Below are 11,891 nucleotides of genomic sequence, written 5' to 3' on the forward strand. Positions count from 1 at the left end.
TTACGGGGTGAACATATGACAAATAAAGATGTGAGAAAAGCTACTAAATCAGTATGGGCTGGGGAAAAGAAATATAGAGTCCACGGTGCAACCCAAGTGCCGACCGTATTTAGTGTTGCTTATAACTATGATGATTTAGACGAATGGTATGATGTAGCTATTGGAAATAAAGAAGGACATATTTACGGGAGGAACACCAATCCGACGGTTCAATCGTTTGAAGATAAGGTGAAAATACTAGAAGGCGCCGAAGATTCCACAAGTTTTTCAACTGGGATGGCAGCGATAAGTAATTCGCTAGCTACTTATTTAAGACCAGGTGACCGTATTGTATCAATCAAGGATACATATGGTGGCACAAATAAAATATTTTCAGAGTTTTTACCGCAGTTAAATATCGGGGTAGAATTATGTGACACAGGAGATCACGAACAAATTGAAAGAGAAGTAGCAAAAGGATGTAACATTTTATATTTAGAGAGCCCGACAAATCCAACAGTGAAAGTAACAGACATTAAACGAATGGTCAAAGCAGGTCACGAAGCAGGGGCACTTGTATTTGTAGATAATACATTCGCAACACCAATTAACCAAAATCCACTGGAACTAGGTGCTGATCTTGTTATTCATAGTGCAACGAAATTCCTGGGAGGGCACGCTGATGCACTAGGAGGTGTGGTTTGCGGGAAAACAGAACTCGTTGAGCCAATCTATCATTACAGAGAAATTAATGGTGCAACGATGGATCCGATGGCAGCCTATTTAATGATACGTGGAATGAAAACATTAGATTTACGAGTGAAACGACAATGTGAAAGTGCCATGAAAATTGCAACGTATTTAGAAAGTCACGACTTAGTCGAAGGAGTATACTATCCAGGGCTAAAAACGCATCCAAATCACGATATAGCAAAAGAACAAATGAGTGGTTTTGGTGGTATGTTAAGTTTTGCGCTCAAAGGTGGAATGGATACTGTCCGAAACGTGTTACCAAAATTGGAATATGCAAACCGTGCAGCAAATCTTGGGTCAGTCGAGACAACAGTAGGACCTGCCAGAACCACAAGCCATGTAGAATGTACACCAGAGGAAAGAAAAGCACTAGGGATACCAGAAGGATTGGTTCGTTATTCGGTTGGAATTGAAGATGTGGAAGATTTACTTCAAGATTTAGAACAAGCATTGGCTATAAAATAAACCCTATTAAGCAGGTCGGGTAGACCTGCTTAGAATTAACCCCATTACCAAGCGGAGGTGATAATATTGAACTATCAAAAGTTGTATGCGTATTTGCCGTACTTCGAAAAACTGTCCAGAGATAAGAAGGGGTTAACGGAAGGAGACACCCCCTTTGTAATCGAATCAAAGCTTCTATATACCGAGTATTCAAATGAGATGAGGGAGCTCGCTGAATGTATTTATGAAGTGGGATTTTTTGATGCAGCTTACTCCGATACATTAGAGGAATATGCTATTACAGACATTGACGAGATGAACCGTGAAATTATAACCGCAGATAAGCGACTAATTAAAGCCATTTTAACAAAAATGATTAGGGATGAACGATTTACGTCAGGAGCATGGATATCCTATGCGGAAAAGGGGCTTTTTGAGAGAGTGCTTCGTCGAATGGGGGAGCTTTATGGCTTTGCATAGGGACACGAGGGTCAGGTTCACCGCCCCGAAAATAGATATATTCTTTCTTTGGAAACCTTTTACTCTTTACAGAAAAAAGGCGCAACCTTATGGGGTCACTTCAATAAGGGATGCACCCTTGTTCCTGACAAGCACTCCTTTAGTTGAATAAAACTTCTGTAATTATCCTTATTTTAAAAAAACTGACTTATCGAAGTTCGATAAGCCAATTCCATACATATTGTGCTATTTTGATAATGCGATTTTTAGATGGGCTAAGTGGTGCTCTTCGTGCCAAGCTAATTTTGCAACTTTTTTTGCAACTGTTATTTTACCGTTATTCTGGTGAGTAAAAGCTCGATCTAATTGCTCTTCAGTTAAACTATATCCTAAAGATACAATGCGCTCATTTATACCTTCTAGCATTTTAATAGAACTTTCTATAGGAAGCTTTGTATCCGGTTGAATAGCCCACTTTTCTTGATCAAAAGCTGGTACTGTTGGAATCTCATCTGTTAAAGCAAGCTTCAAACGTTGATACATGTTCAACTGAGAATCTGCAATGTGATGAACAAGTTGACGAACCGTCCAGCTACCATCGCGATATGTTCTGCTTAATTCCTCATCACTTAATGAGTCAACAGTTTCTCTTAATTTAATCGTGTACGCTTCGATTTCCTTTAGCCATTCTTGAATATTTTCTACTGTTACTTTCTTAGGAACTTGTAATTCCCCAATTGGAAATCTTACATCCATTTTCAATCCCTCTTTTCCCTATTCGTTATTTTTAACATAACTATCTAATTCCCTTATTAAGTGCTATTCAAGAAAATGTAATTTGGGGTCTCTTGCGTATGTAGCGTTTTAAATACTGCTCTATCTGATTGATAAGATAGAATTTCAATTAACTGCTCTGACATATACTCCGGCGTATATTTTAAGCCAGTATTTATCCATTCTATAATTAATCCATAAAGAGCATAAGCTGAGTAGCTAGCTAGAAAATTAATATCTACCTTGGTTGAATGGATTAATTCGAGATCGTAACGTGAAAGTTGTTTTAATACATCACATAACCTGGTATGAAAGTCCGGGATAACATTATAATTTAGAATTACGGTATAAAAGTTTGAAAAAGATGCAATATGCTCAAATAGTTTAATTTGGGAAGATGTTAGCGTATCTAATGAGAACTCTTCAACGTCTAGATAAGGTGACCTGTATGACTTTATTAAATCCAAAAAGACATCATCAATCAAATCGTTTAATAGATTCTCTTTTGTCTGATAGTGACTGTAAAATGTGCCACGATTAAGGTTAGCGGATTGAACTATTTCTGTAATGGTTATTTTTTTGAATTCAGTCTTCTTCATAAGCATAAGTAGTGCCTCTTTGAGCGCGTTTTTCGATTTATTAATTCTCCGATCGATTGACATAAACAAAACACCACCTATATGTTCAGTATCTATATAAAACTAAACAATGTGTTAAAAAATGTACGTTTTTAACCATTTGTCACTGCTTTTGATTATTGATGCTAGTAAGTCCAGTATATTAAACTAGAAGTGTAAAAGATAGTTTTTTCAATTAAATTGTTACTAGACTAAGGAGGAAATAATAATGAGATTAGACGGTAAAGTAGCGGTTGTAACAGGGGCTGCCTCTGGAATGGGAAAAGCGATATCTGTACTTTATGCAAAAGAGGGTGCTAAAGTTATTTTGGCAGATTTGAACCTTGAAGGTGCTGAAGCAGTAGTAGCAGAAATTACTGGTGATGGCGGAACAGCTAAAGCGGTAAAAGTGAATGTAGCAGAGCTAACAGACATTGAAAATATGATCGATACTGCCGTAAGTGAGTATGGAACGTTAGATATTCTTGTAAATAACGCTGGAATCATGGACTCCATGGAACCTGTCGGTGATATCACGGATGAAAAATGGAATTTGATTTTCGATATCAATACCAAGGGTGTCATGCGTGCAACACGTAAAGCATTGCCAATCTTCTTAGAGAAAGGAAAAGGGGTTATCATTAATACCGCTTCCACTGGTGGTTTAAACGGAGCGCATGCGGGTGTTGCTTATGGAGCATCTAAACATGCAGTTGTTGGGATAACCAAGAATACTGGTTACATGTATGCAGAAAAAGGTATTCGTTGCAATGCAATAGCACCAGGCGGCGTTGAAACAAATATTGCTTCCTCCATGAAAAACATTAACGAATTTGGAGCAAGCCGTACGCAACGTGCACAAGCTGTTATGCCACGTACAGGACAAGCCGAAGAAATAGCAACAGTTGCTTTATTCTTAGCATCAGATGAATCAAGTTTCGTAAATGGTACAGTTGTCACTGCAGACGGTGGTTGGACGGCTGCGTTTTAGTTTCTAAGATGTGAATTCTCTTTAAAACCAGCTACTATTAGCAGGTTTAAGTGGTTACATGTAGATCAAAAAAATAACCACCCTATTGCTTTGGTGAGAAATTAGAGTGGTTATTTTCATTTCTAATATGTGAGTCGCCCCCTTAAGGGCTTTTGCACAAGTATGAAAATATGGGAGTTGGAAAACAAGAATATATTAAAGCAGTTGAAAGGGATACAAGAAGCTGACATGTGTCTACTAGTTTCCTGTCTCTGGTCTATAAACTTGGGTATTAAAGTCGTCATTTTAATCAGGAAAAATATGATTCGGCAGGACTCTATTTGTTAAAATATCCCCAACTTCAACAACATTAATTTTTGGATACTGGATACCTTTATCGTTCTCAAAAAATCCTACACTGACTACTTCTTGAATCATGGGTTTGGTAGGTGGGTTTGTGCAGACACAAAGTGCTGACCAAACCATCTAAAGATCACGAACATTCCAAACGATTTCGCCGCGCTCGTCCCACGTGCTGTGGTCCCGTTTAAATCCTATTTTTTCAAGCACTCGAAAAGATGCAACATTCCAGGAGCGCACTGTTGACCAAAGCCTGCTGCGCCCGGTGGCTATTGCACCATCCAAGACTACGGATGCTGCTTCAGTCGCATAGCCATTACCGTGTACTCTTTGGAATAACTCGTAGGCAATCTCCGGCTCTTCCAGAGAAGAACGACCAATAATTAATCCGCAGTATCCGATATAATCTCCTTCATCTCGATGACGAATGGTGAGTAATGCGATACCGCTTTCCAATGCTCGATCACGTAAAATGATAATATCGTCACGAGCAGCACTGAGAGTCGGCATATCCCTGCCCCGTTCGGCAACAAGTTCCCTATACCAGGATGCATCTGATTCCCTCCACATACTTAGTGAGAGTCGATCGGTTTCCATCTCAAACTCCATAGGTTCAAAATTAGCTGTCATCGCAAAAACACACTCCTCGTCTCATAGTTTTTCAAATTTACTTTTCTAAGCTTCCCTTACACATCATACATGCCTCACATTTCACATTTTATTTTACATTATCAGGAGTTACATAGTTAATTCATTACAATTTTATTTTTCATTTTGAAAAAAGTAAAATCTCTTATTTAACAATCGGGCCCTTTTGCGGAACAATTTAGTTTTGAATAATTGATTTTAAAAACGATCGTTTGGAGAAGGTTCTTCAATTAACTTAAAAGTATTTTTTCATCACGTTTTTTAATCGATTTGTTTATGTATTCGTTTTGCTCTTCTAAGCGTTTCAGTAATGCTTGATTAATATGGTCTTGTTTATTAAATCGTTCCTTCATTTCTTGAGAAAAAAGATTACCAGGACATTTAGTTGGATTGAATCAGAGGAGATGTTTGATTATGATCAGAAATATTTCGCTAATGGTGCGATGTCTAAACCCAGTTCGAATGTATTCAACTTACGAGTAACACAAAAAACTGTATAACCATGAGTCTAACGCACCATTTTTGAATTTCACGCAGGGATATGAAGGATAACAAACGAATAAATAATGAATAGATAATGTGTCAGAAAATATCAAAAAGTGTGAAGGGGCTAAAAAGAATCGATAACAAAGCGAAAGTGGAAACTAACGAGTTTTTTCATAGTGTAATAGCAATTTATATTTGTCCTGGCAGTTATTTCTGGAGGCTATTTTAATTGTTTGTCTAAATTACAACTTTACAAGAGGAGGACTTCCAAATGGATCAGGAAAACACAGGTTTGACCCGTAGAAAATTTATAAGTAACGCGGGCAAAATTGGAGGTGCTTCCGTTGTTCTCGGCGTACCGGGTACGATGGGATTAATGGCATCTGAGACGGCAAGCGCGGATGCCAAGGAAAAAAAGGATAAACATAACACCAAAAAACCGGGGAAAAACAGTTCCTATATGCTATTGAATGTTCGAGTGGAAAGTGGATATCAGTATGAGAAGGGCCAAGTCGTCGCTACCGACACCGTATTGCGAAACTTACGAGTGGATAAAGGAACTATTACCAAGATTCTTGACACTACAGCCCCTTATGAAAAAGGGATTGATTGCTATGACGCGAAAGGCATGCTACTGCTCCCTTCTTTCAAAGACATGCATATTCATTTGGATAAAACCTATTATGGCGGCCCTTGGAAAGCGGCAGCAACAAGAGAAAACGGTATTTTCGATATGATTGAATTGGAGCAGACGCTGCTCTTGGAGCTACTGCCAACTGCTCAAGAGCGTGCGGAAAAATTAATTGAGCTCATTCTCGGCTACGGCTCAACATCTGCCAGAAGTCATTGCAATATAGATCCAGTAGTTGGTCTTAAAAATCTTGAAAACCTAAAGCGTGCATTAGAGAACTATTCAGATAAACTATCATATGAAATCGTTGCCTTTCCTCAACATGGCTTGCTTCGTTCAAATGTAGAGGGACTGATGCGCGACGCCATGCAGCATGGAGCTACACATGTTGGTGGACTAGACCCAACTTTAGTTGACGGAGACATGGAGAAATCGTTGCAAACTATGGTACAAATCGCGGTGGACAACAAAGCTGGAATTGATATTCACCTTCATGAAAGCGGCGAAACGGGATTGAAGGCAATTCGCAGATTGGCAGATCTGACTGAGGAAGCTAGTCTGCAGGGCAAGGTGACGATCAGTCACGCGTTCTCTCTCGCCTCGTTAACAGCAGGAGCTGACGTTGAAATGGCAAATCGCCTTGCATCGCTAGGTATTTCCATTGCATCAAATCCTCCAATCGGTAAAGGCGTTATGCCGATACCACTGCTTCAGGAGCAGAAGGTGAACATCATGCTTGGAAATGACAGTATTACGGATCACTGGTCACCATTCGGGATCGGCGATACGCTACAGAAGGCACATCTCGCTGCAAAACTGTATGGGTGGTCCAATGAATACAATCTTTCCCGTGCACTTTCTCTTGCTACCGGTGGCATTACACCGCTAAGCGAGTCCGGTAAACAAATATGGCCGAAGGTTGGCGACGCCGCGACTGCTGTTCTCGTTCCGGCAAGCTGTTCAGCCGAAACCGTAGCAAGGCTGCCTGAGCGCGCTGCTGTGCTGCACAAAGGGACTCTTTCTTCGGGCTCTCTTGATAGCGTGAAGTCTAGAAGGAACAACCATATAAATTAGATAAAATTGAGCATCAATTCTAAGTGGTGGTATAATCTCAAAAATATGTAGCACCCGGATCTATTATCCAGGGTTTATAACTGTAATCAAAGATTAAAAACTTGTTAAGAGTATTGATCTAAAAAAAGCTATTCTAAAAATGAACATAAACGTCTAGAAGGAACGACAAAGCATCCTAGGAGGAAACTATGCTACAAAATATTGGAATGCCAGGATTGATACTAGTTTTAATAATCGCTCTAATTATTTTCGGCCCTTCAAAGCTGCCGGAAATCGGGAAAGCATTTGGCTCAACATTAAGAGAATTTAAAAAGTCTACTAGAGATCTTGTCACAGATGATACAAATGCAGAAGCATCTACTAAGAAAGAAAAACTAGAAAAATAAATTAAAAATAAATAACTAACGTGGTGACGATTTAGTCAATGGTAAATGGATGAAGAGAATTTCTGTCATTGCGATAGTTATTTAAGAGAGAGACAACTAAGGGGTGCATCGGGAACATATAAAAAAACCAATTACCCTAACTTACAGAAATCGTTTTTTTACTCAATAAAGGTGTTGTGGATTATTCAAAAGCTTTTTCAGAATAAAGCTAGGTGAATGTATAAGTATTAATTAAAAGAGGGATATAATCGGCTAAACACAATATGAAACTCCCGTAGCGGGAGTTTCATAAAATAGTCTTTCCTTATTAATACCGGCAGCAACAATAGTTCTTATTATTTTTCTTTTTACATGCATCATATAGTCATAACGATCATAATTTATAACAATTACAATAATGATCTTTCTTTTTCAAAGATCGTAATAACTCATAGAATAACCCTTCTTTTCGTTTTGGTTCCATTTTAAAAGAATAGAGCACAAAATAGAAGTTTTCTTAACTGAAAATATGGAAAATTGTGATTTAAATTTAATGTTTGAGGTATATCGTTAGGAAGGAGTGATGTAAGTATGAGTAAGGTTTGTTTCCACTGCAGGAGCAGACATAACATACAAAAGTTATATTCCTGGAAGGAACCGGAATACTTTCGACTACATTGTAGGGGCTGTATTGATAGTATCAAAAAGGAAGAACGAAAGTCGAAAGAGCAATTTTTGGATTATTATTCTAATAATACTCATTATAATTGGCTGGATGATAAATCAAAAGATTTATTTCATAGGTTGAAGAAAGAAGAACAAGGATAGTGCCTTTGTAGTAAAAAATTCTATGTAAATGGTTCTAGATACATTTGAGTAATAACTAAGGGGTATATGTTTTCTAACATCTTATGAGGAGTGTTTTTAGTTCTATTTATTGTTTTTATGGTTAACCTTGATAAACGAAAACAAAAAAGAAATTCCATATCCCTTATCGCGAAAAAATAGAACAGGAAATAGAAGTTAAAAAGGCTATTGAAAAAGATAGGTATCGAGGACCTGGATGAATGTAATTTTTGGTTTTGTTATTGTATCGTTAACTATTTGTTCATTAAATACTTCTTCAGCCGTTAACTTTTTATTTTCTGTTTCTTTGGAGTAACTATTTCTAAAAGAATTAATATTAAAACGTAAAATAGATTTTTCTTCATCCTTCTAGCCTAATAACTCATCCTGGCCCCTTTAAGAATCTCGTCAATGTCTACTAAATTAAAATCGCTAAATCTTGAGTGTACTTGGTATCCTCTTTTAAGAGTTTAATATATGGGGAATACTTTTTATGAAAGTAAAAGAGTCACTTACTGCATCAACTTTAAACCCTTTAAAAATACCAATTTGATCCTCATTTTCTTCGCTATTTGCAACATCTATAAAAGCTGATAAAAGAGTATTGGTGATAGTAAATTTTAATAAAGAATCCTTAGTTTTTTCTACACTAGCACTACCTGTTACTTTTATATTTGAATCGCCAAAGGAATCTGGGCAATTTATAATCGATGTATATGAAAGTGATTTGGGAATTGAAATGTTTGAAGAAGATATCGGTCTAAAAAAGGAACAATTTTTAATTTGTTTGGAGAATAAATCTATGAAATGCCTCTTGCTAGGGAGAAGGATACACATAAGATTCAAGGGCGTTAAGGAATGATTGAAATAGTGTCTTTTATTCATATAAGGGTTAATAGAGAGGATGGTTTATGGCCATTATTTTCTATGTGGCAAGTTATCTCCTTTGTATAAAGGTACTTTAATTTATGAACAAATGATCTAGAATGATATTAGAAGGATTATCAATCCGGCTTTCTTGGGCGATTAATTTTAAGTAAACATATTGAGTTTGTCGGTGAATACTCTTTAATTAGGTCAGAAATGAAGGAGGAAAAGATGAAGAGTAAAAAAATAATGATAGGATTTATTTTACTCATCCCTGTACTCATGCTAGTTGCATGTTCAGGTGATAATGAAGAAAAGAACCCGGAGGAAAACATAAAGATAGAGTCCAGTTCTGATGAACATATGGACATGAACCATTCCAGCTCCGGTGAAGTTCCTGACGATTTAGAGGAAGCAAGGAATCCAGGATATGAAGTTGGGAGTCAAGCAACTATCCGAACAAATCACATGAATGGGATGGATGGAGCTGAAGCAACCATAATAGGTGTGTACAATACTACAGCCTATGTTGTTTCTTACACACCAACAATCGGTGGTGAAAGAGTAGAAAATCATAAATGGATAATTCATGAAGAAATTGAAGACGCTGGTGAGGAAGAGCTTGAACCCGGAACAGAAGTTACGTTAGATGCTTCACATATGGCCGGAATGGATGGTGCTACTGCTGAAATTGAATCAGCCTTTGAAACAAATGTTTATATGATTGACTACAATTCGACCTCCGACGGAGAAGAAGTGACAAATCATAAATGGGTAACAGAAAGTGAATTATCAGCTGAGTAAAGTTTGAATAAAATGATATATTTTAAATCCACTTGAAGAGCTTATTCCTTAAATGGAAGAGCTCTTTTTTACTTTCTTTGGGGTACTAGCACCAAGTTTGTCCATCATCTTACGAACGATCTGTTTTTAAGTCATTGGTTTTTTTTAAAGTTTTAAATTGATCCTTTAGTAGCAATGATTACTTTTATTGGGTGCACATAGGTCTTCTGTCGCTAGTTTGAAAAAGTTTTTAATAGTAGAAACGCTCTCTTAATACTTAGCTTCTACCCCAAACTTTTGATCACATAATGTTAATTTATAGAATCCCGACAATTCTTCTAACTACCTTTTACCATTTATATAAAATAGTGCAAAGTACCTACTAGATATGGAGAAGTAATAGAGAATAAACTCATTAAATTACTCATAACTTATTTTCACACCCGCTTTAAACTAGATTACTGTCTATCAAAGAGAGAAAAAGATTAGAAGGTTACTATTTGGTGCATCAATGAGGTGTGTTAGAGGTTTCCGTTGTGGAAAAGGAGCAAAAGTTAGGGGAGGTGGATAGGATTGAAGGAAACTCTGTGTTGATCGTGGGAAATGAAAACTGGACCGTACATTTAATAAAGGATTATTTAACACAGTACCAATTCCGTGTTCAGCTTGTGAAGAAGAGTAGTGAAGCAATGAAGGTATTCGAGCTAATTGACCCGGTTGCCGTGATTTTGGATACTGATTTGCCTGAGAAGGACGGTATTGAGCTTTGCCAGTATTTTAGAGCTCGTTCCAATGTCCCTATCATAATTGTTTCAGAGAATAACAAGGAAAGGAATATATTGCTCGGTCTCGAGGCTGGTGCTGATGACTATTTGAAAAAGCCAATACGTGTCAAAGTGGTTTTGGCACGACTTAGAGCTCTGCTACGTCGTTCTTGGCAACCCGAAATCTTGCATGAGAAAATTATGGTGGGAGAACTACTGATCGAGCTGAAGGAGAAAAAAGCCTGGATTCGTAACAAGGAGATGGTATTAACAAGGACTGAATTCCTTCTTTTGAAAGTATTTATGGAGCATGCGGGACAGGTTTTATCTCGCCAACAGTTAATAGAACATATTCACGGCTATTTGTACAACGGACTGGAGCGCACACTGGACAGCCATATTAAAAATTTGCGACTCAAGATAGAGCAAGACCCAAAGCAGCCTGAATATATTCAAACGGTATTCCGAGAAGGGTATCGACTGAAGAAGTATGGGGGATAAAGCATATTGTGGAAATGCATAGCGGAAACTCATTAGTGGAAAGTACGCCGGTTATGAGGAGTGCTTTTCCATATCCCTAGAACTGAAGAAAAACCGGATTGAAGGGAGAACAACATGCGTAAACTTTTTTCAGCTATTATTGTATCTGTGATTTTCAGTGTTGGATTGATAATTGTATCTTCTAGTTCTGCCCAAGCTGAACCAAGTATGGAGCAGATTCAAAAAGAAATTGATGATCTCCAAATGAGTATCGAGAAGCTTCAACAGTTACTCACAGACATTGGTTCAGGTGATTTGACGGATAACCCAGACTCAACCGTTGCCATGGATGAAACAAAAAAGAGCAGTAATTCAACGATGGAATCGTCACCAGATTCAACCAATACCACGGATGAAACGGAAAAGAGCGGTAATTCAACGATGGAATCGTCATCAGATTCAACTGATACCATGGATGAAACAAAAAAGAGCAGTAATTCAACGATGGAATCGTCACCAGATTCAACCAATACCACGGATGAAACGGAAAAGAGCGGTAATTCAACGATGGAATCGTCATCAGATTCAACT

15 protein-coding genes are annotated in these 11,891 nt (G+C 37.6%); 9 read left to right on the forward strand and 6 right to left on the reverse strand.

What is annotated here, in order from left to right; genetic code table 11:
• Positions 1-15: 15 nt before the first annotated feature.
• Both AC3G7N_RS17480 and AC3G7N_RS17485 read left to right on the forward strand, forming a co-directional pair.
• Positions 16-1,197, forward strand: a complete 1,182-nt coding sequence (locus tag AC3G7N_RS17480; protein ID WP_489423449.1) for a cystathionine gamma-synthase family protein — start codon at positions 16-18, stop codon at positions 1,195-1,197.
• Positions 1,198-1,263: 66 nt separating this feature from the next.
• The gene (locus AC3G7N_RS17485) at positions 1,264-1,656 is read left to right on the forward strand and encodes a DUF6508 domain-containing protein (protein WP_489423450.1); all 393 of its coding nucleotides are present in this window, start codon (positions 1,264-1,266) and stop codon (positions 1,654-1,656) included.
• Between the two features lie 225 nt (positions 1,657-1,881).
• Here the strand turns inward: AC3G7N_RS17485 and AC3G7N_RS17490 are convergent, their stop codons facing one another.
• Together AC3G7N_RS17490 and AC3G7N_RS17495 are read right to left on the reverse strand one after the other, a co-directional pair.
• A complete protein-coding gene (locus tag AC3G7N_RS17490) occupies positions 1,882-2,391 on the reverse strand; it encodes a YfiT family bacillithiol transferase (protein ID WP_489423451.1) in 510 nt (169 codons plus the stop codon).
• Between the two features lie 56 nt (positions 2,392-2,447).
• Positions 2,448-3,071, reverse strand: coding sequence for a TetR/AcrR family transcriptional regulator (locus AC3G7N_RS17495; RefSeq protein ID WP_489423452.1), 624 nt, complete (start codon positions 3,069-3,071; stop codon positions 2,448-2,450).
• A 184-nt stretch (positions 3,072-3,255) separates the two neighbouring features.
• On the opposite strand from AC3G7N_RS17495, the gene AC3G7N_RS17500 reads away from it, so the two are divergent.
• Entirely contained in the window at positions 3,256-4,017 is a 762-nt protein-coding gene (locus tag AC3G7N_RS17500; protein ID WP_489423453.1) for an SDR family oxidoreductase, read from the forward strand.
• A 285-nt stretch (positions 4,018-4,302) separates the two neighbouring features.
• On the opposite strand, the gene AC3G7N_RS17505 is transcribed toward AC3G7N_RS17500, so the two are convergent.
• The 3 genes from AC3G7N_RS17505 to AC3G7N_RS17515 form a co-directional block, all read right to left on the reverse strand.
• Complete coding sequence (locus tag AC3G7N_RS17505) at positions 4,303-4,434, reverse strand: hypothetical protein (protein WP_489423454.1); 132 nt, start codon at positions 4,432-4,434, stop codon at positions 4,303-4,305.
• Positions 4,435-4,482: 48 nt separating this feature from the next.
• A complete protein-coding gene (locus tag AC3G7N_RS17510) occupies positions 4,483-4,986 on the reverse strand; it encodes a GNAT family N-acetyltransferase (protein ID WP_489423455.1) in 504 nt (167 codons plus the stop codon).
• A gap of 248 nt (positions 4,987-5,234) precedes the next feature.
• Positions 5,235-5,357, reverse strand: coding sequence for a hypothetical protein (locus tag AC3G7N_RS17515; RefSeq protein ID WP_489423456.1), 123 nt, complete (start codon positions 5,355-5,357; stop codon positions 5,235-5,237).
• A 593-nt stretch (positions 5,358-5,950) separates the two neighbouring features.
• On the opposite strand from AC3G7N_RS17515, the gene AC3G7N_RS17520 reads away from it, so the two are divergent.
• From AC3G7N_RS17520 to AC3G7N_RS17530, 3 genes are all read left to right on the forward strand, one after another.
• Positions 5,951-7,195 (forward strand): amidohydrolase, encoded by a 1,245-nt coding sequence (locus tag AC3G7N_RS17520; RefSeq protein ID WP_489423466.1) that lies wholly within the window; start codon positions 5,951-5,953, stop codon positions 7,193-7,195.
• Between the two features lie 188 nt (positions 7,196-7,383).
• Positions 7,384-7,581, forward strand: a complete 198-nt coding sequence (tatA, locus tag AC3G7N_RS17525) for a twin-arginine translocase TatA/TatE family subunit (RefSeq protein WP_489423457.1) — start codon at positions 7,384-7,386, stop codon at positions 7,579-7,581.
• Positions 7,582-8,151: 570 nt separating this feature from the next.
• Positions 8,152-8,388: a hypothetical protein gene (locus AC3G7N_RS17530; protein ID WP_489423458.1), complete on the forward strand. Its 237-nt coding sequence runs from the start codon at positions 8,152-8,154 to the stop codon at positions 8,386-8,388.
• Positions 8,389-8,868: 480 nt separating this feature from the next.
• Here AC3G7N_RS17530 and AC3G7N_RS17535 read toward each other — a convergent pair whose 3' ends face one another.
• Positions 8,869-9,291 (reverse strand): hypothetical protein, encoded by a 423-nt coding sequence (locus AC3G7N_RS17535; RefSeq protein WP_489423459.1) that lies wholly within the window; start codon positions 9,289-9,291, stop codon positions 8,869-8,871.
• Positions 9,292-9,504: 213 nt separating this feature from the next.
• Here AC3G7N_RS17535 and AC3G7N_RS17540 point away from each other — a divergent pair, with 213 nt between their 5' ends.
• From AC3G7N_RS17540 to AC3G7N_RS17550, 3 genes are all read left to right on the forward strand, one after another.
• Positions 9,505-10,077, forward strand: coding sequence for a YdhK family protein (locus AC3G7N_RS17540; protein ID WP_489423460.1), 573 nt, complete (start codon positions 9,505-9,507; stop codon positions 10,075-10,077).
• Between the two features lie 515 nt (positions 10,078-10,592).
• Positions 10,593-11,321 (forward strand): response regulator transcription factor, encoded by a 729-nt coding sequence (locus AC3G7N_RS17545; RefSeq protein WP_489423461.1) that lies wholly within the window; start codon positions 10,593-10,595, stop codon positions 11,319-11,321.
• A gap of 114 nt (positions 11,322-11,435) precedes the next feature.
• Positions 11,436-11,891, forward strand: a 456-nt coding sequence (locus AC3G7N_RS17550) for a hypothetical protein (protein WP_489423462.1), incomplete at its 3' end; no start/stop codon positions are given.

This window comes from Virgibacillus carmonensis, assembly GCF_057836705.1.